At 60.7% G+C, this 22936-nt stretch carries 27 protein-coding genes; 15 read left to right on the top strand and 12 right to left on the bottom strand.

The window, feature by feature from the left end; all coding sequences use genetic code 11:
• The first annotated feature begins 4 nt into the window (after nt 1–4).
• From AC4LE2_RS07535 to AC4LE2_RS07580, 10 genes are all read left to right on the top strand, one after another.
• Nucleotides 5–904, top strand: a complete 900-nt coding sequence (locus tag AC4LE2_RS07535) for a hypothetical protein (RefSeq protein WP_491825165.1) — start codon at nt 5–7, stop codon at nt 902–904.
• A gap of 35 nt (nt 905–939) precedes the next feature.
• Nucleotides 940–1302 (top strand): type III secretion system inner rod subunit SctI, encoded by a 363-nt coding sequence (sctI, locus tag AC4LE2_RS07540; protein ID WP_491825166.1) that lies wholly within the window; start codon nt 940–942, stop codon nt 1300–1302.
• 9 nt (nt 1303–1311) lie between these two features.
• Nucleotides 1312–2118 carry a type III secretion system inner membrane ring lipoprotein SctJ gene (sctJ, locus tag AC4LE2_RS07545; RefSeq protein WP_491825167.1) on the top strand — a complete coding sequence of 269 codons (807 nt, stop codon included), beginning with the start codon at nt 1312–1314 and terminating at the stop codon, nt 2116–2118.
• Nucleotides 2118–2705: a type III secretion protein gene (locus AC4LE2_RS07550; protein WP_491825168.1), complete on the top strand. Its 588-nt coding sequence runs from the start codon at nt 2118–2120 to the stop codon at nt 2703–2705. Before sctJ ends, AC4LE2_RS07550 begins: the two co-directional genes overlap by 1 nt.
• A complete protein-coding gene (gene sctL / locus AC4LE2_RS07555) occupies nt 2695–3267 on the top strand; it encodes a type III secretion system stator protein SctL (RefSeq protein WP_491825169.1) in 573 nt (190 codons plus the stop codon). The genes AC4LE2_RS07550 and sctL overlap by 11 nt, the downstream gene beginning before the upstream one ends.
• Before the next feature lie 110 nt (nt 3268–3377).
• Nucleotides 3378–3602, top strand: coding sequence for a type III secretion protein (locus AC4LE2_RS07560; protein ID WP_491825170.1), 225 nt, complete (start codon nt 3378–3380; stop codon nt 3600–3602).
• A gap of 95 nt (nt 3603–3697) precedes the next feature.
• Nucleotides 3698–5800: a type III secretion system outer membrane ring subunit SctC gene (sctC, locus tag AC4LE2_RS07565; RefSeq protein ID WP_491825171.1), complete on the top strand. Its 2103-nt coding sequence runs from the start codon at nt 3698–3700 to the stop codon at nt 5798–5800.
• Nucleotides 5797–6003 (top strand): HrpT family type III secretion system protein, encoded by a 207-nt coding sequence (gene hrpT / locus AC4LE2_RS07570; RefSeq protein ID WP_491825172.1) that lies wholly within the window; start codon nt 5797–5799, stop codon nt 6001–6003. Before sctC ends, hrpT begins: the two co-directional genes overlap by 4 nt.
• A 6-nt stretch (nt 6004–6009) precedes the next feature.
• The gene (locus tag AC4LE2_RS07575) at nt 6010–6390 is read left to right on the top strand and encodes a type III secretion protein HrpV (protein ID WP_491825173.1); all 381 of its coding nucleotides are present in this window, start codon (nt 6010–6012) and stop codon (nt 6388–6390) included.
• 323 nt (nt 6391–6713) lie between these two features.
• Nucleotides 6714–8351: a RopAA-2 gene (locus tag AC4LE2_RS07580; RefSeq protein ID WP_491825174.1), complete on the top strand. Its 1638-nt coding sequence runs from the start codon at nt 6714–6716 to the stop codon at nt 8349–8351.
• Nucleotides 8352–8432: 81 nt separating this feature from the next.
• On the opposite strand, the gene sctU is transcribed toward AC4LE2_RS07580, so the two are convergent.
• The 12 genes from sctU to AC4LE2_RS07640 form a co-directional block, all read right to left on the bottom strand.
• Nucleotides 8433–9506 (bottom strand): type III secretion system export apparatus subunit SctU, encoded by a 1074-nt coding sequence (gene sctU, locus AC4LE2_RS07585; RefSeq protein ID WP_491825175.1) that lies wholly within the window; start codon nt 9504–9506, stop codon nt 8433–8435.
• Nucleotides 9499–10296, bottom strand: coding sequence for a type III secretion system export apparatus subunit SctT (gene sctT, locus AC4LE2_RS07590; RefSeq protein ID WP_491828079.1), 798 nt, complete (start codon nt 10294–10296; stop codon nt 9499–9501). Before sctT ends, sctU begins: the two co-directional genes overlap by 8 nt.
• A 12-nt stretch (nt 10297–10308) precedes the next feature.
• Complete coding sequence (sctS, locus tag AC4LE2_RS07595; RefSeq protein WP_491825176.1) at nt 10309–10575, bottom strand: type III secretion system export apparatus subunit SctS; 267 nt, start codon at nt 10573–10575, stop codon at nt 10309–10311.
• A gap of 7 nt (nt 10576–10582) precedes the next feature.
• Nucleotides 10583–11236 (bottom strand): type III secretion system export apparatus subunit SctR, encoded by a 654-nt coding sequence (gene sctR, locus AC4LE2_RS07600; RefSeq protein ID WP_491825177.1) that lies wholly within the window; start codon nt 11234–11236, stop codon nt 10583–10585.
• The gene (locus tag AC4LE2_RS07605) at nt 11233–11640 is read right to left on the bottom strand and encodes a FliM/FliN family flagellar motor switch protein (RefSeq protein WP_491825178.1); all 408 of its coding nucleotides are present in this window, start codon (nt 11638–11640) and stop codon (nt 11233–11235) included. Before AC4LE2_RS07605 ends, sctR begins: the two co-directional genes overlap by 4 nt.
• Complete coding sequence (locus AC4LE2_RS07610; protein ID WP_491825179.1) at nt 11633–12343, bottom strand: type III secretion system protein; 711 nt, start codon at nt 12341–12343, stop codon at nt 11633–11635. The genes AC4LE2_RS07605 and AC4LE2_RS07610 overlap by 8 nt, the downstream gene beginning before the upstream one ends.
• Nucleotides 12340–12786, bottom strand: a complete 447-nt coding sequence (locus AC4LE2_RS07615) for a type III secretion system HrpP C-terminal domain-containing protein (RefSeq protein WP_491825180.1) — start codon at nt 12784–12786, stop codon at nt 12340–12342. The genes AC4LE2_RS07610 and AC4LE2_RS07615 overlap by 4 nt, the downstream gene beginning before the upstream one ends.
• A gap of 88 nt (nt 12787–12874) precedes the next feature.
• Nucleotides 12875–13321: a type III secretion system stalk subunit SctO gene (gene sctO, locus AC4LE2_RS07620; protein WP_491825181.1), complete on the bottom strand. Its 447-nt coding sequence runs from the start codon at nt 13319–13321 to the stop codon at nt 12875–12877.
• A gap of 2 nt (nt 13322–13323) precedes the next feature.
• Nucleotides 13324–14670, bottom strand: a complete 1347-nt coding sequence (locus AC4LE2_RS07625) for a FliI/YscN family ATPase (RefSeq protein WP_491825182.1) — start codon at nt 14668–14670, stop codon at nt 13324–13326.
• On the bottom strand, nt 14667–15617 hold the full coding sequence (locus tag AC4LE2_RS07630; protein ID WP_491828080.1) for an FHA domain-containing protein: 951 nt from the start codon (nt 15615–15617) through the stop codon (nt 14667–14669). The genes AC4LE2_RS07625 and AC4LE2_RS07630 overlap by 4 nt, the downstream gene beginning before the upstream one ends.
• A gap of 16 nt (nt 15618–15633) precedes the next feature.
• The gene (gene sctV, locus AC4LE2_RS07635) at nt 15634–17733 is read right to left on the bottom strand and encodes a type III secretion system export apparatus subunit SctV (protein ID WP_491825183.1); all 2100 of its coding nucleotides are present in this window, start codon (nt 17731–17733) and stop codon (nt 15634–15636) included.
• A 14-nt stretch (nt 17734–17747) separates the two neighbouring features.
• Nucleotides 17748–18866: a hypothetical protein gene (locus AC4LE2_RS07640; RefSeq protein WP_491825184.1), complete on the bottom strand. Its 1119-nt coding sequence runs from the start codon at nt 18864–18866 to the stop codon at nt 17748–17750.
• Between the two features lie 256 nt (nt 18867–19122).
• On the opposite strand from AC4LE2_RS07640, the gene AC4LE2_RS07645 reads away from it, so the two are divergent.
• The 5 genes from AC4LE2_RS07645 to AC4LE2_RS07665 all read left to right on the top strand — a co-directional run bounded on the left by AC4LE2_RS07645 (nt 19123) and on the right by AC4LE2_RS07665 (nt 22917).
• Nucleotides 19123–19656: an RNA polymerase sigma factor gene (locus AC4LE2_RS07645; protein WP_491825185.1), complete on the top strand. Its 534-nt coding sequence runs from the start codon at nt 19123–19125 to the stop codon at nt 19654–19656.
• Nucleotides 19657–19844: 188 nt separating this feature from the next.
• Nucleotides 19845–20582, top strand: a complete 738-nt coding sequence (locus tag AC4LE2_RS07650; protein WP_491825186.1) for an IclR family transcriptional regulator — start codon at nt 19845–19847, stop codon at nt 20580–20582.
• Nucleotides 20583–20640: 58 nt separating this feature from the next.
• On the top strand, nt 20641–21396 hold the full coding sequence (locus AC4LE2_RS07655; RefSeq protein ID WP_491825187.1) for a transporter substrate-binding domain-containing protein: 756 nt from the start codon (nt 20641–20643) through the stop codon (nt 21394–21396).
• Nucleotides 21397–21478: 82 nt separating this feature from the next.
• Complete coding sequence (locus AC4LE2_RS07660) at nt 21479–22144, top strand: amino acid ABC transporter permease (protein WP_491825188.1); 666 nt, start codon at nt 21479–21481, stop codon at nt 22142–22144.
• An 11-nt stretch (nt 22145–22155) separates the two neighbouring features.
• A complete protein-coding gene (locus AC4LE2_RS07665) occupies nt 22156–22917 on the top strand; it encodes an amino acid ABC transporter ATP-binding protein (RefSeq protein WP_491828081.1) in 762 nt (253 codons plus the stop codon).
• The last annotated feature ends 19 nt before the right edge of the window (nt 22918–22936 follow it).

Here is a 22936-nt window from a genome sequence, read left to right on the forward strand (position 1 = left end):
TACCATGGGTAACATCCAAGGCGCTATGTCTACGATGCCTACGGCCAATGCGAACATGTTCCTTCAAGCCCGTGCAGAGAAACCTCAAGGCATGGACGCGGTTGTAGCGAAACTGGCTGAAAGCGTGACTAAAGACGGCAAGCTCGACGAAAGCTCACCGTTGGGCAAGATGATTGCCGACAAGATGGGCGAGTCTGGTCAGTCGAAAGGGTCTGGTGCTTCGATCGAAGAAGCGCTAAAGGCACTGATCAAGGAAAAACTGGGTGATAGCTTCGGTGCGTCGAGCGCATCGGAAGGCAAGGCGGGCGAAGCGGAGCTGCAGTCCCGCGTAGAAGCTGGCCTGGCCAAATCCATGCTGGACGGCGCCGCGCTGGAGCCCCAAGGCGAAGGGTCCACCTTGCCTAAAGGGTCTGAGGACATCATGAGCGCCTTGGCTGAGTTCATGGACCAGCATCCTGATGACTTCCCAAAACCGGACTCAGGGTCATGGGCTCAAGAGCTGACCAAAAGTGGCGGTGAAGAGAGCGACAGCTACCTCGACAAGTCAGAGACCGAGTCGGTGAACAAGGCCATGGACATGGTTGGCCGTCAGCTGGACTCCCAGGCCTCCGGCATGTCGGGGCCTGGTCAACAGCAGGGTGGCGTAGGTGGTGGGACCGGTGCGACTCAACCACAGCAAGGTACAGATAGCACGGCAAGCGCCGGCTCTACTGACGAGCTTCTGGAAATGCTGCAAAAGTTGATTGAAATGAGCAAGGGCAAAGAGGGTGCTGGCAGCACAGGCGCTACGCAAGGTACCGGCTCGCAGCAAGGCCAGGGCAGCATCGACGACAGCATCAAAGAACTGATCATGAAGCTGATTCAACAGCTCCTCGGTTCGGGTTCTCAGACCGCTGCAGCGTAAAGCAACACCTATCGGCACCGTCTACTGGAGGTTTCATGACCATTTCTCACGTTGGTAAATTCAAAGAGCCCAAGGTCGATCTAGACCAAGGGCTGGTTCATGAGCCTTCACAGGCGGACGCCGATCTCTTTTCGTCGGCTATGAACGTGGCCTCGGTGGCCGGCGCAGGCCCGCTGCCAGCGCTGATCGCGGGCGCACTCAGTGACCGCGTTCATTCAACCGACAAGCTTTCGCAGGACGCCATGCGTCATATGAAAGCCGCCGCCAAGGGGGATGACCCCATGGACATCACAGAGATGAGCCGTGCGTTGTCGGCCTACTCGCTGCAAACCGCAGTGACCACCAAAGTGGTTAACAAGGTGGGCCAGACCCTCGACAAACTCACCAACCTGCAGTAGGTGCGCGCTGTGAAATGGCCCCTTGCGACACTGTTGTCTTGCCTGCTGCTATTGACCGGTTGTGGTCAGCAGACCGACCTGTTCAGTGGGCTCTCCGAGCAGGACGCCAACGAAGTGATTTCCTCGTTGGCTGAGCAAAGCATCGAAGCCCGCAAGCACATGGAAAAGACCGGTGTGGTAGTGGTAGTGGACAGTGCGCAGCTTAACCGCGCCGTTCGCATACTGGACGCTGCTGGCTTGCCACGGCGAGCGCGCAGCAGCCTGGGCGAAATCTTCAAGAAAGAAGGGGTGATCTCAACCCCGCTCGAAGAACGCGCCCGCTACATCTATGCGTTGTCTCAAGAGTTGGAAGCGACCTTGTCCCAGATTGATGGGGTAGTGGTCGCGCGCGTGCATGTGGTGTTGCCTGAACGGGTAGCCCCTGGCGAGCCCGTGCAGCCGGCGTCTGCGGCGGTGTTCATCAAACATACCGCCGCGCTGGACCCTGACAGTGTTCGAGGCCGCATTCAGCAGATGGTGGCGAGCAGCATCCCTGGGATGTTGAGCGGTACTGCGCCGGATGCGCGTAAGTTTTCAATCGTATTCGTACCGGCTGTGGAGTATCGCGAAGCCCAACAGTGGGTGAGCTTCGGCCCCTTCCGCATTGAAAGCCAAGACGCCGGTTTCTGGCAGCGCATGGTGTGGCTGGTACCGGTAGGGCTGTTGGTGGTGTTCATCTTGCTGGCGGTACTGCTGCGGCCAGACTGGCGTGCAGGCCTCATACGTCGGGTGAAACCGGGGCGCTCATCGGGTACCAACCTGCCGAGCCGAGTCTGATGCTAACCCCTGCTCACGGTGTGTGGGCGCAATGGTGGTGCACCGCCTGGCAACAGGCGCATGGCAGCTGGCATGAGCGCTTCGCCCAAGAGGCAGGGCTAACGTTAGCGGCCTGCGAACGGCTTGTGCGAGGCCGCCCTGACGTGTTCTTGCGCTTTGCCGGCCTGCACGACACGCAGCCTCCAGGGCCTCACCCAGACGTGTTGCAGTGGCTGGCTTTGGGCCCGGACCAGCGTGCGCTCGCACTGTCACTCGCCACCCGCATTTGCGGCTCAAGCGATGCATTGCTTGAGGGCCAGGACGACCACAGCCCTTGGTGCCGTAGCCTGGCCAAGGCCCTGCGGCCTGGTTTATGGCTGGAAGGGCAAACCCCAAGTGGCCCTGTGCTGCTCGGGGGCTGGCTGGGCACGCGGTATTGGCCACGCCTGCAGCTGGAATGGCCCGCACCCGGGGCAGGGGAGGCCATCGCCGCACCGGTCACCCTGGGAGCCGCCGCGCCTGCAAAGCTTAAAACCCTGTGGCCGGCCGTGTTGTGGCGGGTTACCACTCATCAGCAGGTTCACCAGGAGATGGCCGATGCTGGCTAGACGTTCGCTGTCGCTGGGCCTGCCCGTGCTCGAAGAACCAATCGTGCGCCGTGAGCACCTGGCCGAGGCCAGGCAAGCACAGGATGTACTCGCTCTGGCGGAGCAACAGGCCGATCAGATCCGCGCCCAGGCACATGAAGACGCTCAAATGCACGTCGAACAGGCGGTGGGTGAGTTCTGGGCCGGCGCCAACGCCTTTCTGCAAAGCCTCGAAGAGGAGCGGGAGGCGTTTCGTGACCAAGCCCTCGGCGCAGTGGAGCAGTTACTCAATCAGGCGCTGTCACGTTTGCTCGACGCGGCCGAGTTGCCTGAACGCACACGCGCCTTGCTTCGGGAGCTGGCCGCTAGCCAGCCCGTGGCGGCCGTGGCCACGCTCACGTGCCATTCAGCGTTACTCGACACCGTACACGCCTGGCTGGCAGAGAGCCGCTTCGCCCGGCTCTGGGAGGTGCAAAGCAACGACACGCTACCCACGCACAGCCTCACGCTTATCCATGCCAGTGGCACCTTTGACGTTGACTGGCACACTCTGCACGAGGGGCTGTTGGTGCCCGACGCCTAGCTCCCGCTAGCCCTGCCGTGGCGGCTATGTGACACTTCACCACGAGGCCCATGGAACTGTAGCCCCTCTTGGCTCCACTCAGGGCCGAACCCCTCAGTAAGGAGCCACCCATGCTTAGCATGAAATCCCTGCAAGACCGCCTGGACCGCCTCTACGAGAAAGCTCAGTCACATATGGACCAGGCTGAACTCACCGCCAGCGACAGCGGTGACATCGAAGACATGCGTGCCTTCAATGACGCCTCGCGCCAGACCCAGATGGCCAATAGCATGCTCAACGAATCCCTGCGTGCCAAACACGGCATCACTAAGTCGATCCTCGACGGCATTCAGTAATACACTTGCACGTTCGACGCGCGGCGAAAGGCTTGCCTTAGGCTTACCCTCGCCGCGCACCCCCCTCTTCGATGCCTGGCCCCGTGGAGCATTAAATGCGAAAGGCTGTGATGTGGCTGCCTTGGTTAGTACTGTTCATCAGCCAACAAGGTTGGGCAGCGGTACCTGAAAGCTGGAAGCGTACGGCGTATGCGTATGACGCCCGGCAAACCAGCTTGAATACCACCCTTAGCGATTTCGCTAAAGAATTTGGCATGAGCCTGGACATGCCAGCGATGGACGCTGTGGTGGATGGGCGCATTCGTGCCGCCAGCCCCCAGGCGTTCCTCGACCGTCTCGGCCAGGAAAACCATTTCCAGTGGTTCGTCTACAACGAGACGCTGTACGTCAGCCCGACCTCCGATCAGACCACTGCGCGTATCGAGGTGTCTTCCGACGCCGTCGATGACATGCAGCAGGCACTGACCGATGTGGGCCTGCTGGACCCGCGCTTTGGTTGGGGTGTATTGCCCGACGAAGGCCTGGTGCTGGTGCGTGGCCCGGCCAAATACGTGGATTTCATCCGCGACTACAGCCGCAAGGTGGAGACGCCCGAGAAAGCCGAGAAGCAGGACATCGTGGTGCTGCCGCTCAAGTACGCCAACGCCGCTGACCGGACGATCCGCTACCGCGATCAGCAGCTCAACGTGGCCGGGGTGGCCAGCATCCTTCAGGAGTTGCTGGAAAACCGCTCACGCGGCGAATCCATCAACGGCATCAACCTGACCGGCGGAACGGGCACGGCCAGCGGTGTGCCGGGTGGTAACGCCATGGGCCTCAACTACGGTGGCCTGGGCAACAGCATGGACATGGGCGCGCTGGAGGATGGCCTGGACCAGGTACTCGGAGGTTCACCGGGTAAGAGTAAGGGCTCAGGTGAGCGCAGCTCAACCCGGGCGAAAATCCGCGTCAGCGCCGATGTGCGTAACAACGCCGTGCTGATCTATGACTTGCCCAAGCGCCGCGCCATGTATGAAGACGTGGTCAAGCAACTGGACGTGCCGCGTAACGTCATCGAAATCGACGCCGTGATTCTCGACATCGACCGCAACGAACTGGCAGAGCTGTCCAGCCGTTGGAACTTCAATGCAGGCAGCGTCAGCGGTGGCGCCAACCTGTTCGATACCGGTACCACTTCCACCCTGTTCATCCAGGACGCGGGCAAGTTCGCCGCCGACCTGCATGCCCTGGAAGGAAACGGTTCTGCTTCGATCATTGGCAACCCGTCCATCCTCACACTGGAAAACCAGCCAGCGGTCATCGATTTCAGCCGTACCGAATACCTCACGGCACTGTCCGAGCGCGTGGCCAATATCCAACCCATTACCGCAGGCACCAGCTTGCAGGTCATTCCACGGGCGCTGGAAAAGGGTGAGAAAACCCAGGTGCAGTTGATCGTTGACATTGAGGACGGTCAGATAGATGTGTCGCAGATCAATGACGAACAGCCCGCAGTGCGCAAAGGTAACGTCAGCACCCAGGCGGTGATTGCCGAACGCGGCTCGCTGGTGATCGGCGGCTTCCACGGGCTTGAGGCTAACGACCGGATCCGCAAGGTGCCGCTGCTAGGGGATATTCCCTACATCGGCAAGCTGCTGTTCCAGTCGCGCAGCCGTGAGCTGAACCAGCGTGAGCGCTTGTTCATCCTTACCCCACGGCTGATCGGTGACCAGATCAACCCGTCGCGGTATGTAGAAAATGGCAACCCGCATGACGTGGACGACCAAATGAAGCGGATCGATAACCGCCGTGATGGCTTCGTGCAGCCTACTCGCGGAGACATTGCCACCGCGTTCACCCAGTTGCTCGATGGGGTATCACCGCCTGGCTTTACCTTGTCCAAGGCGCTGCCATTCCAGGCGGAAACCCTTTGTGATCCGGCCAATGGATTGGTAATCGACGCGCAGCGTTCGCAATGGTTTGCCCAGAAAAACTGGGGCGTTGCGGTGGTAGTGGCGAGAAACCAGACCAGCAAGCCGCTGCGTATCGATGAGAGCCGCTGCGGCGGTCGCTGGGCGATGGGGGTAGCGGCCTGGCCGCACGCCTGGTTACAGCCAGGGGCTGAAAGCGAGGTGTACATCGCGCTGCGTCAGCCTACACAGGCCGTGACTAACACTGGCCAGGGTCGTCCCTCCTTGCTACGGAGCACTGCACCATGAAGTTCTACGCGATTGCCATCGCTGTACTGGGCCTGGCCACCTTGAGCGGGTGCTCCACACGGGCCGGCTGCACCGGTTACGCCTGCGAGCGCCCGGATGCCACGGATCGCCAATTGGTGATCTGGTGGCCTCAGGACATGCGTCAGGGCTTGAACGACCGCGACCCCAAGGTGGATTACACCGTAGTACCGCTTAAGGACTGATGGACGATGCGTACGGTGGCGGACGAGCACGCCTTCTATGCCCACCTGCTGGCCGAACGGGCCGCAGTGTGGGAGATAGCCAAGGGGGTGTCGTTCGTCAGCTGCCGCGAGCACCGGCACTGGGGCTTGGCGTTACGCCTCGAACACACGGTGCTGTCGCCTGAGCAACTGCGCCAGGCCCTGGCGCGGCGTTTCCGCAATGCAGAGCGCTACAGCGCCTACTTTCTCTTCTTCGACGCACGCCAGGACTTCATGATCTGGCACGCGCTCCCCCGAGGCGCCAACGCGGGCCTTTCCCTGAATCATATTCGCGATACACAGCTGGCTTTGGCTGGGCTAGAGAGCCCCATTAACGCCGCCCCCCTTGACGGTGCCGAACGTCGGTAGCGGTTATTTCAGTTTTGTTAACCAGATTGGAACCCTTTTTCTTGCACGGTCACTCAGCACGAGGGTGTCGCCGCTTACAGCGTCCAGATTGAGGCGTGTTCAAAGCGGGCAGTGATTGGCGGGTGGGCACGTAGGCCACCAGAGTCGCCTACACCCTTCTATCTGCATCTGCCGATCACTAAGAGGGTATGAACATGGATACTGCAAGTGTAGGTATACGCCAAGCCCAAGCTCACCACACTATTGACTCACACGAAATAGCGGCGCCACCGGCCACGCAGGCGTTGGCCCCGGCTACGGTGCTTAACCAGCGTGCCACTGAGATGCACGGCCATCTGCAAAAAATCTACAGTTCTGACCGCAAGCCTGAACCGCCGGCCGGTCAAGCCGTCGATGAGGAAACTTGTGCTCACAATGCTCAAATCGATGCACTGTGCCTTGACCGGGCAAAACGCCTGGACGAGAACAATTTCTCGATCCAGGAACTGAGGCAGCTTGAGTCACGGGCGGGCACTGCTGACAGGTGCTTTGGGCTCGCTCGAGCCTTTATAGCAAATGCCCCCTTTGCAACGCTTACTGAAGCAGGCAATTTCGCGCCTCATATCTTGGAGTTAGGGGGCACTGCTCCCAAGGCTGTGATGGAGGCTGCCAAGCAGAATGCTGTTTCTTGCTTATGGGCAGGTATGGCGGACTCCGGTGGTAATGCGCTGTTAGCGGGCTTTAAGCCAGGCTCTTACCTTAAGCCAGACAGCAGCACGCTTCACCCGGCGTTGCAGGATTCACTCGCACACAAGCTAGAGGCATTGGACAAAGGGCCACTGGGTGAGGCCTTCAGCGCATTCAATAAATCGCTGGTTGGGTTCTTGGTGCGTGATGGTTCCATGTACCTAGGCTCGATCATCATGACGGCCGCTGAAAAGCAGAAATTGGACTCGACCTTGCAACTTGCCTTGAGGCCGGTGACGGCCATTATGGTAGGTATGGCGATTGAACAGTACAACATTACTAAAGACCGCAAAAACAATGTGGCAGGCCCTGGGATGCTCTATGGCCGCCGAGACGACGTTGAGCATGGTCAGCCGCACAAACCCATTGAAGAAGACACTCAATGGCTCGACGATCTCGAATCACTGAGGGCTATGAATGCAACGCGTGTGATGAAAATGGGTTCTGCCAGAGTGGGCGAGGGTGTAGGCACGGCCATGAAGGCCGCGATTACCGGCGAGGTCACAAAGGCTATGGTTGACCCCATCAGCGTGGTGGGCAACAGTGTGCTCGCAATGGGGTTTGCCGCGATGGGCGCCGGGGTTAGGGCCACCGCTGACTTGGCTGCAAAGCACGACCTTGGGGCAATGGCGACAACACTCGCGACACAAGGAGTAAGAAACGCCCTTAGTACCGCGTCCTTCGCCCTTAATGCTGGCGCCGCTTCATTGGGAGAGTCATTGCCTAGACTATGGTCTAAGAAGATCGACGACAATGTTCCCAAGGCTGTAGAGAGTGGAGTCAATAAAGTGGGCAGCGGAGCTAAAACCGGTGGCAAATTTGTAGCAGGTCTGCCAGCGGCTGGCGTCGAGCTTGCTAAAAAGACGCCGGGTGCGCTGGAAACCGCCGGTTCGTCCATCGCTACCGGCACCCAAGCATTCTTGACCGGCGCTCAACGCTTCGGTAATGACCTGACCCGACGCCGCCTACCCGCCCAAACTCAGGCCCCTCAGGGGCAAAATATGCCTATGCAAACGCCTACCAACCCTCAAGCACAACCAGCAACTCCGGCGGCACCCATGCCAATTGCGTCTTTGCGACAACCCGGACATCAGGCTTCCGGTGCCGACCCTGCGTTTAAAACGTCTATACGTCGACCATGGCACGCTCAGCCACTATCACCCTCCGAGGACGAAGCCTTGTCCTCGAGCGCTAAGCAGCCTTCTGTCCCAAAAGATGTCAAGGATATCGTTTAAGGCCTTTCTACGAATGCTTTCTCGCGACCGGCCTCACATCGGTATTGAGGCCGGTTGCCGCCAAGGCGGGCTGCTACCGATTCAGCTCTCTATCCGAATCACCTCGTCGGTGACCTCGTCCAGCTGTTTCACCACCTGATAGATATGGGCCACAGCCAGCAGCGTAGTGCGCGGGATGTAGCGCCCTTCGTCAACCTTGTACAGCGTGCGGGCCAGCCAGACGCTCTGCACCACCGGGATCTTCGCTCGCTTGGCCCGGGCAATCAGGTCAAGCGCGTGGCCATCCTCACCCTTGCAGTGAATGCGCGGCAAAGGCGTTTGGCCAGGGCGGTAGAACAGTGCCACGGCGTAGTGGGTGGGGTTCACCACCACCATGTCGGCTTCTTCCACAGGCCTGGGCGCCGAGCTGGGCGCCTGGTTCAGCAACTCATGGGCCAGTTGCTTACGGTGACCCTTAACGTGGGGGTCGCCTTCGGACTGCTTGTATTCGTTCTTGATGTCTTCATGGCTCATGCGCAGCTTCTTGGCGTGGAAGTACTTCTGCATGATCAAGTCCAGTGCCGCCAGCACCAGCAACAGCCCAAGGGTGGAGCGCAAGATATGGCGGAACAGCACCAGCAGGGCATGCCAGTAGGTGGTCAGGTCTGAGTTGGACAGCAGAATCAGCGTGCCCAGCTCCGGCTTGACCACCACATACAAGGTGATGCTAATCGCTGCGGCCTTGAGAATACTCAAGAGCAGGTTGGTGAGGTTCTGGCCGGAAAACATCTGCTTGGCATGGGAGAAGGGGTCGATCTTCTTGAGGTCGAATTTCAATGCCTTCGGGGCGAACAAAAACCCGATCTGCAGCCAACTGCTGATCAGCCGCATGATCACGGCCACGCCCACGCTGAGCACGACAAACCCGCACAGCAGCGTAAAGCCTGCCATCGCCACCTGGCCCACCGAGGCCTCGAACGACCGGCCCGTGGAATCCAACGCCAGGCCCAGCAAATCCGTGAGCTTGCGCACGCTTTCGTCGGCAAGGCCAAGGGTCACTTCGCTCACCACCAACAGCACCAACAGCTTGCCGAAGTCCTGGCTCTGAGCGACTTGGCCCTTCTCGCGGGCGTCGCGTAGCTGTTTGGGTGTGGCTTTTTCTGTTTTTTCAGCCATGCGGCACCTGTACCAGAAGGCCGAACAGCGCCTTGAGGTCGTTCAGCTGGTGGATCTGCCCATTACCGAGTTCCAGCAGGGTAGGTAGGTAAACGATCAGGAACGCCAGGCCTGCCATGCTCTTGGCCGGCATCGAGAGGATCGATACGTTCAGTTGCTGGGCATACAGGCCGATGATGGCCAATGCCGCCTCGATAAACAGCAACAAACCGATGAAGGGCGCGGCGTACAACATCATGTGTTGCAAGGTTTGGTTGATTTGTTCCAGAAACACATCCAGCCCGCTCTGGGTCATGATCGGCACCCAGGTGGTAGGGGGCCAGATCAGGTAGCTGTCCCAAATCACTTGCAGGATCAACGACAGCCCGCCGGAGAGAATGACCAGCAGGATAAGCGCCTCCTGGAACAATTCACCCAGCGGGGTAGCGTCCGGGCCGAGCGTAGGGTTCAGCTGGCCACCGCTGAGCGCGCCGCGCTGGCTGTCCAGTAGCGCGCCCACCGAGGCGAACATCCAGAAGGGTGCGTAGAGCAAACAACCCAGCAGCACCCCCAGTACCGCTTCTTTCAGCACCAGGCCGGCGATGACGATAATGTCTTCCTGGCCGGTAAGCACGTCGCTGATCGCCGGTGCTGGGATCAACGCCACGGTGATGACCACCGCATAGCGCAGCGGGCCCTTGAGGTATTTAAAGCAAAAGGCCGGCACCAGCATCATGCACGGCAGCAGCCTTGCCATGGCCAGGGCTATACCCATCATCAGCTGCAGCAGGTACTGGGCGTCGAACGGCAGCGGCGCTCCCACTCAGTGCGCTCCGCCAGACCGCGCAATCAGGTCGAAGGCCATGTTGATGAACTGGATCAACTCCACGCCGATCCAGCGCCCGGTCATGGCCAGGGTCAGGCCCACGGCCGTGAGCTTGATGCCGAAGGGAAGGGTTTGGTCCTGGATCTGCATCAGGGCCTGCAACAGCGAAGTGACGACCCCCACCAGTACCGCGACCGCCAACGGAGGCGCGGTGAGTATCACCACCAGGATCATGCCTTGCTTGAACAGCGCCAACGCTTCCATGACGGCCTCACATATACGAATAGAAAAGGCTGTCGAGCAAACGTGTCCAGCCGTTGACCAGCACGAACAGCAGCAGTTTGAGCGGTAGCGAGATGGTCATCGGCGAGACCATCTGCATGCCCAGTGCCAGCAACAGGTTGGAGATGATCAGGTCGATCACGATGAACGGGATGTAGATCAGAAAACCAATCTGAAAGCCTGCCTGCAGCTCGCTCAGCACGAACGCCGGAATGGCCAGCAGCAGGTCATTACGGGTGGCCTTGTCGGCCATTTCCTTGGGCCACATGCGCTGGGTATTTTCCAGCAGGTGCGCCGAGACGTCCGGGTTGGTGTTGCGCGTCATGAACGCCTGTATCGGGTCAATGATGCCGCCGGCACTGGCCTGTAGCTTGTCGGTCGACGACATGTCCAGCGGGTGTGCCTTGACCCGTTGTTGAATCTCATGGGCCACCGGCGCCATCACGAAGAGGGTGGCCGCCAGGGCAATGCCGTAGATGGCCATGTTCGGGGGCACCTGCTGCACACCAATGGCGTTGCGGGTGATAAGCAAAGTCATGGAGATTTTGAGAAAGGCCGTGCAGACGATGAGCAAAAACGGAATCAGCGACAGCCCGCCAAGAAACAGCGCCAGCAGAACCGGGTTCACCCCGTCCATGATCATGAGAGCGACGCCGTCCGCGTGATGTGCAAGCCCAGGCGGCCATCAACATCAACCAGCTCACCTTCAGCCACCACTTGCTCGCCATGGCACAGCGTCGCGAAGCCAGGTGTGACGCCAGCGACTTCGAGGACCGTGCCACTGCTGAGTCGGCGCAGCTCACCCAGGGTCAAGGCCAGGTGACCGCAACGCAGCGTCAACTCAAGCGGAAGGTGGCTCAGCGGGTCCAGTGCCGCCGCAGGCGGGGCCTCGGCCTGTTCGTCGTGGTCAAACTCATCCTCGGCGTCGGCTACCGGGGCGTTTTCGTCGTACTCGCCTTCATCAGCCCAGCCTTGCTCCTCGGCGTAGGCCTCTTCCTCGGAGGGCGCGTGCTGCGCCAGGCCCGTCTCGTGCTCAAGGTTACTCATAGGGTTGTTCCTCGTGGCTAAGGGTCAGGAACAGCTGGCCCTGATCAAGGGTGGTGTGACATGCCCAGGTACGCCCGGCCAGTTCGATCAGGCCATTGCCATTGCTATCGAACAGGCACTGCTGAGGCAGCAACACATCGCCCGGGCGCAGGGAGGCCAGTTGCTCGGCGGTAAGGCTGGAGCGGCCTACCACGAGCGGGGCGGGAATGGCGAAGCTGTCTGCGATAGGGCTTTGCCCGCTCTGCCAGCCAGGCATGCGCAACCAGCGTAACAGGGTGTCAGGCGCAGCCTTCAGGTAGGCATACACGTGGTCATCGCCCAAGGTGACGTGCAGGCGGCACCGCACCAGAGGCCCGCTGGGTGGCTCAGTGGCCAGGCATTCAACGGGGGCCAGGCAGTGCGCTACTTCTGGGGCCAGTTGCTGGCTGATCAACTGCCAGTACCAGGGTTGGGGCGTACCGGCGACCACCACAGGTTGCGCGGTCAGCAGGCTGAGCACGGCTGCCGCATCGCTGATCCACAGGGCGCCCACGGCGCTGTTCAACCATAGCCCGGTGTCATCGCCCGGCTCGGTGGTGCTGGGCTGCAATGCCAGCTCACCGCTGGCGCCTTCGATGGTGTAGGGCAAGATGACCCGCGCGCCCAGGGCACGGGTGACGCTGGCGAGCGCCGGGTGAACCTTGGGTAATTTCAACGTATTCAAGCGAACGCCTCATGCATGGACAACGCCACGGGCTGGCCCAGTGCGCAGGCCAACGCCGTTTCGCACGAGCGCTCTCGGGGCCGCAAGCGCTTATACACCTCTCGGCGTGCGAAACCCAGCTCCACGTGCCACTGGCCGCCTTGAGACGAGGCATTCACCTCGACGCGCCCCAGGTTGGGCATCAACAGGGTTATGTTCAGTGGGCCCAACGGGGCCTGGGTCAGGCGCTGGGCCACTTCGCTCATCAGCTCGGCAGGTACGTCGTCGGCGGGCGGTGTCAGCGCCACGGCGCTACCACCCCAGCCGCCCTGGCCGCCGTCTTCGGTCACCGGTTGCAGCAACTGCGCGAACAGCTGGCCGTCGGCGTTTATCACAGACTCTGCTTCCCGGCCGGCCCACGCCGTGCGCGACCGGTCACTCTCGCTACGGCCGCGCGGTGCCATCGGCGGCGGCTCCTTGGCAGATGGAGCGGGAGCTGAAGGTGCAGGCGCAGGCACAGGCGCCTTTGGCGGTAGGGAAGGGTGGCGCGGCTCAGCTTTCATCATTCATTGCCTCGGCCAGGCACGCGAGCTTTTCGACCGCCCGCTGCGCGGCCTTGGCGGCGCTCTGGGCCTGCTGTACGTGCTGCTGTTCATCTTCCACGGCCTGGGTCTGCTGATGAATGCCCTGACGCAGGCGCGACAGCTGATTGGTCATGCTCCGCTCCTGATCGTGCCAGCGGTCGATCTGGGTCAGGTTCATCGCCTGTTGCATGTACTGCGTGGAGAGGGCTACGCGTCGTTCCGCCTGGTGCGCCCGCTCCTGTGCCAAGTGCTCGCGCGCCTGTGCCAGGCGTTCACGGGTGGCTTGCAGCGAGTGCTCCGCCTGGCGTTGCTTGCGCTCAGCCGAAGCCTGCCGGTGCTGACGCAGCGGTGTGAGGATATGCACCACTTCTTCGAGTGCTACACGTTGCGGGTCAGCTTCCAGGGGCTCTTCCATGGTTACTCCGGTAATTGCGAGGTGAGCTGCATCAGGGCCTCAAGGGTGTCCTGCAAGGGCACCGGTTCGCGCAAGTCCTGCTGCAAGAACGCATTGATCGGCCCGTTGAGGTTGACCGCACAGTCTGTGATAGGGTCCCCGCCGGGCTGGTACTCACCTAACCGCAGCAGCATTTCTACCTGACGGTAGGCGGCGATGAGGCGACGCAGCCGGTTATTGGCTTGCTGGTGCTCACGCCCCGTCACGTTGCTCAAGATCCGGCTGATGCTGGCCTGCACATCGATCGCCGGGTAGTGGCCGCGTTCAGCCAACTTGCGCGACAGCACAATGTGGCCATCAAGCAGTGAGCGAACTTCGTCCGCCACCGGGTCGTTCATCGAATCCTGCTCGATCAGTACGGTGTACAACGCGGTGATCGAACCGGCCTCGCTCATGCCTGCGCGCTCGACCAACTGAGGCAGCAGCGTATACACCGAAGGTGGCAGGCCGCCGCGGCCCAACGGCTCACCAGCAGCAATGCCGATCTCACGTTGCGCACGGGCGAAGCGGGTGAGTGAGTCGATCAACAGCAGTACCTTAAGGCCCTTGGCACGAAACGCTTCGGCAATGGCTGTGGCAGTGAAAGCGGCCCGGGCACGCTCCATGCTGGAGCGGTCTGAGGTCGCACACACCAGCACCGAGCGTTGCCGCAGGGTATCGTCCAATTCGTGGTCGAGAAACTCGCGCAGTTCCCTCCCTCGTTCACCAATCAGCCCAAACACAATCACGTCGCAGCCCATGTTGCGCGCCAGCTCCGCCATCAGCGTGGTCTTGCCGCAACCGGCGCCGGCGAACAGCCCCACACGCTGGCCCTCACCCAGCAGAATGGCGCTGTCGATGGCACGTATCCCGGTGGGCAGCGCGGTGGTGATGCGCGGGCGCTGGGTAGGGGGCAGGGCTGGGGCGATGACCGGCAGGGTGTCGCGGCTGTCGTTGGGCCCGGCAAAGGCACCCTCAGTGCCCACCAGCGGGCGCCCGAAGCCGTCCAGCACGCTGCCTAGCAGGCGTTCGTCCACACCGATGCGGTGGGCGATGCCCAGTGGCCGAATGGCCGCGTTGACCTGAATCCCGTCCGGGGTGCCCAAGGCGCTGAGCAGCGTACAGTCGCGGGTAAAGCCTACGATTTCCGCCAGGATGGTGCTGCCGTCGGCCTTGCTGACTTCGCACAGCTCGCCTACCTTGGCCGCCGGCACCTGGCATTCGAGCAAAATACCGCTCACCGCGCTGACGCGCCCACTCACTCGCACAGAGGAGTAGTGGCTCAAGCGGTTGGATTGCGCCTGCGCCCAGTGTTGCAGCGCTGCATTCACCAGTTCACCTCGTAGTGGCGATCGCCTTCGAATTCAATCCGGCCGTCGTCGATTTTGGTCAGGCGAAGCCCTTGAAGCTCGTCGCCAATGTACATCCGCTTTCCTTCGGCGGTCACCAGATGCGCCTGCGGGCCAGACATGATCTGCACGATGGCGAATGGCAGCGATGAACCACCCACCGACACCTCATCTACCAGCGTTACGGCGCTGTGGTAGCGGTCGTTGAAGCGCTCCAGCATGCGCTTGTAGACCAGGCGCGATTCGTCCTGAAGGTTACCGCGCAGTACCAGCCCTTGGGCGGTTTCTTCAAGGGTGACCTCGTTCAGAAGGCGGTCGCTGAGCATGCCCTTGAGCTTGAGCACCGTCTGGTCCGCATTCAGGCGCTCGCGCGTATCGGTGGCCTTGGCGGGGCGTGCAGTGCTCTGCACGGTTTCGTCGGCGACTGAGCGCGGCATATTGTGTGCGCCAGGCGGGGTGCTGTAAGAGAGGCTCCAGGCACTGCCCACCACGCCGATCAGGGCGCCCACTACCATCAGGGTTACCCGGTTGAACAAGGAAGACCGCGCCTTTACCGGCACCTGCCCGGCGGCCTCGCTGGCTGCCTGCTCGGCTTCGCTGGGCGAGGCATCGGGCACAGGCGCTGGGAGCGTCGGCCAGGGTTGCTCGGCTTCACACACCGCCAACCAGACTCCACCCAGTACGAACGGGTTATTAGGCTGCAATGCGGTCAGTGCGTGAGCGTGCCCCTCGCTGTCTACGACCTTGCCTTCTTCGGCATTCAAGGCCCAGGCATCGCCTTCTCGCTCCAGCCGGCAGTGCCGCGGGGCCACGCCTGGGTCGTGCAAGGCAAGGTCCAGGGTGTCGTTGGCACCGATCACCCACTGATCGCCGATCAGTGGCAGTGCGGCGCCCTGGTGCAACCCGGTCAATACCCGTAATTCGAACATGTCGCGTGATCTCTCTTCAGGCTGCATAAGGGTCATCCAGCGCCATCATCTCGTCTTCGAGTTCGAGGCGGCCCATTACCTTCACTTGAGCGGTTGCGCCGATTTCAGCGAAGGACATTACCGGCACGTGGTGGAATTCTTCTTGAAGCAGGGTGCGCAGCGGGCTGCGCAAGTCCTGAGCCACCAGCAGCACGCCCTTTTCCAAGGCCCGCACAGGGAAGGCCATGCGCAGTTGCTCCACCAACAGCTGGCTGGTGTCGTTGCTCAATGCGAAGAAGGTTTCGGTCTGGGTCTGGCGCAGGCCATCGCGCAAAATGTTCTCGCTCTCAGGGGTGAGCAGCCACACCAGCAGGCCCTCGGGGCCAGCGTACTGGTGATACAGCTGGGATTTGAGTGCGATGCGCACGTAGTCCGTCAGCGCGCTCACTTCGCGCTCGTATTGGCCGTGTTCGATCAGGGTTTCGGCAATGACCCGTACCGAGCGCAGCGGTACGCATTCCCCGGCCAGGCGCTGCAAGACAGCAGAGAAGCGTGCCAGTGGCACCGCACGCTGCATCTCTTGGGCCACTTCAGGCTGTTCCGATTCCAGCCAGCCCAGAATGGCTTTTGCTTCTTGCAGGCCAATGAAGCGCGGCCCGCACGCATGCAGCGCACGCTCCATGCGCTCGATGATGAGGGTGTGAGCGGTAACGACCTCAACGTCATCGTCGTGCTCGAACATCTCGCTGGCGGGCAACCACAGCCACTCTGCTTCCTGACGGTCCAACAAACCCGTCCAGGACTGTTCAGGGTATTCATGTTCGAAGATTCGCGGATCGACGGCGACCAGGCTGGGGTTAAACGTGGCCCTGAGTATTGGCACTTCGTACACCATGAACCTGAATTCGTCAGGCTCAAGGTCTGTGGTGTACTCGATGATGAAGGAGGGCAGCGTCAGCGCGTAGTCCACCACCAGGCGGTTACGGCGTTGACGGATCTCACTGACCAGCACGTCGATCAGGGCTTGGTCTTGGGTGGGGTGGAACTGCAACACGAATTGGCGGCTAGGGGAGAACACGCGCAGGTCTTCTTTGCCGTTCATTTCAGGTGCCACAGCTTCGGTACTGGTGCCGTCCGCTACCGGGCGGGCGCGGCGCAGTTGCAGCAGGCCCCCGGTGCCGCAAATGATCGAAATCACGATAAACACGGTGGTCGGCATGCCTGGCAAGGCCGCAAAGCCCAGCATGGCCACGGCGGCGATGATCCAGGCCTTGGGCTGGCTGGTGATCTGCTCAGCGATTTCGCGACCGATGTTGGTCGGGGTGGTGGAGTCAGTGTTAGGCACACGGGTAATGACGATGCCGCAGGTGACCGAGATCAACAGCGCCGGGATCTGCGCGATCAGACCGTCGCCGATGGTCAATACGGTGTACAGCTGAAGCGCGTCACCGGCGCTCATGTTGTGCTGAACCACACCGATGGCGATACCACCGATCATGTTGATGGCGACGATGATCAAGCTGGCGATGGCGTCGCCGTTGACGAACTTCATTGCACCGTCCATGGCCCCGAACAGCTGGCTTTCCTTGCCCAACTCCGAACGGCGGGTGCGGGCCTCTTGCACGCTAATGAGGTTAGCGCGCAGGTCACTGTCGATGGACATCTGCTTGCCGGGCATTGCATCAAGGGTAAAGCGCGCGCCCACTTCGGCCACGCGTTCCGAGCCCTTGGTGATCACCAGGAAGTTAACCACCGTAAGGATCAGGAAGATCACCATGCCCACTGCCAGGTTGCCGCCTACCACGAACTGGCCGAAGGCCTCGACGATGTGGCCGGCGTCCTGGTTCAGGAGAATCAGGCGGGTAGTGGAAATCGACAGCGCCAGGCGGAACATGGTGGTCAGCAGCAGCACGGCCGGGAAGGTCGAAAACGCCAAGGGCCGAGGCAGGTGCATGGCCAGCATGATCAGCAGGCACGAGATGCAGATGTTGATGGCGATCAATACGTCCACCAGCATGGTGGGCATCGGCGTGATCATCATGAACACGATCGCGATCACCACAAAGGCACCGACGATTTCCGAACGACGCATTGCCGACAGAGCAATGTTGTTCAGCACATTGATGACAGACTCCATACGGTGCTGTTCTCCTAAACGAGTCGGTGTTCTTCCTGCACGAGCTCGTGACTGAGCTTGCGCAAGTTGATGGCGGCGGCCGGAAACTTATTGTTCCAGACATTTATAGGCATGCTGTGCCTGAGGATACGGTTGAGGTCGTTGAAACAGGCCAGCCGATGCTTTGTTTGTTCACCGCCCACCAGATCGACCAACAAACGGGTGGGTGCAGTGGGCATTTGCTGGCCTATGAGGGTTAGCAAATGCCGCGCCATCGCGATGGGTTCAATACTGATGCCGGGGTTCTTGTTACGCATCCGCGTCAAGTGCTGCTCACAGTTTTTAACCAAGTTGGCCACGGTTTGTGTGGTGTTTAAACCCGTCATGCTTGGGATTGCAAACTTGAGCGCATTTTTAGGCACCGCCATGGCGATATCGGACGCCATCTCAAATCGAACCTCCCGGAAGGGGTTTTCGAATTCGCCGTGATCGCGCATCACGCTGAGCATTGCATCCACCAAGCCCCCCCAGTTGAGCGGGTCCTCAACGGCGGCACGGTGGATGGGCTCACCCGTGCGGTTGCGCCTGTTTCTGGTTTGTAGCGCTCGGAGTGTCTTGGAGGCCTTGCCGTTGTCATAGGGCGATTTAAGGTTTTGCCTGACGCTTGCCCTCAGTTCACCCAGCAGGCCGTGATAGAAGACGAACTCCTCGCTTCCACTGCCTTGCTCATCCTCTACCTGCCTCATGACACCTTTGAGCTGGTCCGAGGCGACCTTGAGATTACCGCCGCTATGGCTGAGTAATTCTTTAAGTGCGTCCTTGCCTGAAAGCGATAGCCGATTCTGGAACTGCTTGCGTAAATCACGAGCGCCGGCTTTTTGCCCTGATTCGAAGCTGCGCTCCATCGACCACTGATGCTCAGCCTGCTGCTCGCGCAGAGATTGCAGGCCACGCATGACACTGGCCTGGTCACGCCGAACGGTTAACTGGCCTTCCTGCGCCCGGGTGCTGTCCGCTGTCGCCTGGCCATGGGCCGATGACTTATCGGTCTCCGCTGGCTTGCGCTGCGGTCCAGACGGCGTACCCCGAGCTGCCGGCGGGATGACCGGCGGCAGGTGAGGGATAGCTGGGCTGGTCAGCGGGAGGGTTTTCATAGCGCGCTTCTGAACTAGGACCTGACCTTGAGTGGCACCTGTACAGGGATCAGTTCCATTCGTTCAACGCAGGCGCCGCTCGGGCGGCCTGTTGTGCCAAATAGCGCGTGGCGGGGAGAGGGATTTTGCAAGATCTTGCACAAAGCTTCTGCGGGGCTGACCTGTTTTTTCTTATAAATCAGAACCTTAAAAGTATTGATGGAACTGGCACGGCTGTCGCTATGTAAAAGGTCAAATCCCGTGGAAGGCAGACCTCATGCAGACCAATATTGTGCTCACTCCTCGTGTATCGGCCGGCATCGGCCAACTCACCAGTGATCAAATTCAAATGTTGCGTGCATTCATCCAGAAACGGGTGATGAACCCTGACGACGTGGATGACATCCTTCAGTGCACCTTCCTTGAGGCGATCCGCAACGAGCATAAGTTCCAAGGAACTAGCAAGCCTCAGACCTGGCTGTGTGGCATTGCCTTGAACCTGGTGCGTAACCACTTCCGTAAGCTGTACAACCAGCCTTATCAGGAGAGCTGGGAAGACCAGATCCATGCAGACGTGACAGCCGGTGGCGATATCGGTCACCAAGTGGATGGCCACCGTCAGTTGACCCGCGCCGTGAAAGCTATCGGCCAGTTACCGCTCAATATGCAGCGGGTGATCGAGGTCAGCCTGGAAATGGACGGCAACTACCAGGACACCGCCTCCTCGCTGGGCATTCCAATCGGTACCGTACGCTCCAGGCTGTCCCGGGCGCGGGAACAGCTCAAGCGGCAGATGGATACGCCGGCGTGACACACTCCGCGTGGTCGGGTGAGCACCACCGGAGGGAGCAGGGCAACAGGCCCCGCACGCCCTCGGTGGGCCACATGAGCACGCAACACACGCGGCCACGTCCTCATTTCCCTACTTATCTGTAAGTTTTTTCCCGCCCAATGAGAATGTCTCTCCTGAATTGAGAAAGCCGCCTTTATAGTGCAGGCATGAATGACCCCCTGAGCACGAGCACGGTTGACCGCGTTCTCCAAGTACTGACCTGCGTGGCCAAGTCGGGTAAACCGATTGCGGCCAAGCGCATTGCTGGGCATGTGCAGATGCCGTTGAGCACGGTGTACCGGCATCTGGCTTCGTTGAAAAAGTGGGGTTTGCTTCAAGAGCACCTGTCTACCGGGCTGTACGAACCAGGGGCTGCTGGCGTGCAGTTGGCATGGGGGTTCGATCAGACTTCCAGCCTTATCAGCCATAGCCGTGAAGAACTCACCGCGTTGGCCGAGCGCACCGGGGAGAGCGTAGGGCTTCTGGTGTACAGCAACAGCGAAATGGTCTGCATCGCGATGGAAGAAAGCAGCAGTTCATTGCGCTGCTCGTTCACCCGGGGGCGCTCCCATTCGATGATGCAAGGTGCCTCCGCTAAAAGCTTGTTGGCGTTCTTGCCCGAGCCCGTGCAGCGCCAACTGCTCGACGCGCACGCTGCGCAGGGCGCCGACGCGGTGGCGGTGCTGGAAAAGGAGCTCGTTCGGATTCGTAAAAATGGCTATGCCACCAGCGACAGTGAGGTCGACCTGGGCGTGTGGGGGGTGAGTGCCCCCTTGATTTCCGCAGGCGGTACCCTGGAGGGCACGATTACCCTGATGGCACCTACGCTGCGCGTTGGCCCACGGGAGGCTGAGCTGATCAGCCTCACCAGAAAAGCAGCCAGCCGCATATGCAATCGTCTTTAACTGCCGCTCACTCCATTTCCGGGTCCTGTCAGGACTTACCCCGCCAAAGGAATTCGTGATGAAAGCGTTGAAGTTGTTCACCCCTGTGGTCGCCGCCTGTGCGCTCGTTGCTTCACTGTGTTCCTCGGCCCAGGCCGCCGATGACGTGATGCGCGTGGGCACCGATGCCACCTTCCCTCCGATGGAGTTCGTGGAGGATGGCAAACGCACCGGCTTCGATGTGGAACTGATCGAAGCGATCGGCAAGCAGCTGAATAAAAAGGTCGAGTGGGTCGACATCGGCTTCAAGGGCCTGATTCCTGGCCTGATGTCCAACCGTTTTGATGTGGCTGCGTCCGCGATTTACATGACTGAAGAGCGCCAAAAGGTGGTCAATTTCACAGACGCCTATTACCGCGGAGGGCTTGCGGTGTTGGTGCTCAAGGCGGACGCCAGCCTCAACGCACCGGCTGATCTGGTGGCAGGCAAGAAGGTCTCCGCCCAGGTGGGCACCAAGTCCATCGACTTCTTGAAAAACAACTACCCTGCCGTGACAGTGGTAGAGGTGGAAAAGAACCAGGCCATGTTCGACCTGCTGGCCATAGGCCGAGTGGATGCGGCGGTTACCGGTCGACCGGCAGCGGTGGAGTACGCCAAGCGCCAGCCCAAGGTGCGCGTGCTGGATGAGGGCTTGACCACCGAGCTGTACGGCTTCGCCATTCGAAAAAGTGACACCGAGCTGCAACAGCAGATGAACCAGGCCTTGCACACCTTGCGCAGCAATGGCGAGTACGCCGCCCTGACCCAGAAGTGGTTCGGTACCACAAAAGAATAAGCCGCTGTCGCACAGCTGCCGGCGTGATTTGGCAGGGCTGTGCGCACGCTGCCCCTAACCGTAAGCCCGTACGGAGTACCTCATGGATCTTGATTTTTCCCCGGTCTGGGAAGGCTGGCGTGCGCTTGCCTCCGGTACCCTCATCACCGTTGAAATTACCGCTTCAGCGCTGGTGCTGGGCTGTGTGCTGGGCCTGTTGATTGGGCTGGGCCGCCTGAACCCTAAACGCACCGTGATCTACGGTGCCTGCACCCTGTACCTGACCCTGGTGCGTGGCACGCCGCTGCTGGTGCAGCTGTTTATCCTGTTCTTCGGCTTGCCGCACTTTGGGATTCAACTGCCGGCCTATGTGTGCGGCATTGTGGGCCTGGGCCTTTACAGCGCGGCGTACGTGTCGGAAATCGTGCGCGGCTCGATCCAGTCGGTGGAGAAGGGCCAGATGGAAGCGGCGCGCTCGCTGGGCCTGCCGCACAGGCTGGCCATGCGCCGGGTCATTCTGCCCCAGGCCTTCGTGCGGATGATCCCCGCGCTGGGCAACGAGTTTATCGCCTTGATCAAGAACTCGGCGCTGGTGTCGCTGCTGACCATCGCCGATGTGATGCATGAAGGCGAGAAGATCATCAGCGTGTCTTATCGCTCGCTTGAGGTGTACCTGGCCATTGCCTTCATCTACCTGATGCTCACCGGCATCACCACATTGATCCTGCGCCGTACTGAACAGGTGCTGCGCGCCGACGGGAGGGTGTGATGAGTACCCCTATCATCGAGGTTCGGAACCTGAGCAAAGCCTTTGGTAGCCACCAAGTGCTGCACAACATCGATTTCAGCGTGCAGGCCAGCCAGGTGGTGGTGGTCATCGGCCCTAGCGGTTCAGGCAAAAGTACCTTCCTGCGCTGCATGAATGGCCTGGAAATCGCCGAGGGCGGCACCCTGCGCGCCTGCGGCCACACAGTGGTAGAACAGGGCAAGAGGATGCCTGAGCGTGACCTTGACGCCTTGCGCAGCCAAGTGGGCATGGTGTTCCAATCCTTCAACCTGTTCCCGCACCTGAGCGTGCTGGACAACATCGTCCTGGCGCCCATGGCCTTGCGTGGCGCCTCCCGTCATGCCGCTGAGGCGCAGGGCTTGGGCCTGCTGGACAAAGTGGGCCTTAAACATAAAGCGCAGGTGTACCCCGGCACCTTGTCGGGTGGGCAGAAGCAGCGGGTGGCCATCGCCCGCGCCCTGGCCATGGAGCCTAAGGTGATGCTGTTCGATGAACCCACCTCGGCGCTCGATCCTGAACTGGTGGGCGAGGTGTTGCAGGTAATGAAAACCCTGGCGACCGAAGGCATGACCATGGTGATCGTCACCCACGAGATGGGCTTTGCCCGTGAAGTGGCAGACGTGGTGGTTGTGATGGACCAAGGCGCTATCGTCGAGGCGGCGCCGCCCGCACAACTGTTCACTGCGCCGCGTGAAGCACGTACCCGCAGCTTTCTGCACAGCGTGCTGTCACGCGATACAGCGGCCGTGCTGTGACCGCTCGCATTCGGCCCAT

The sequence above is a fragment of the Pseudomonas sp. 9.3L genome, assembly GCF_058536285.1.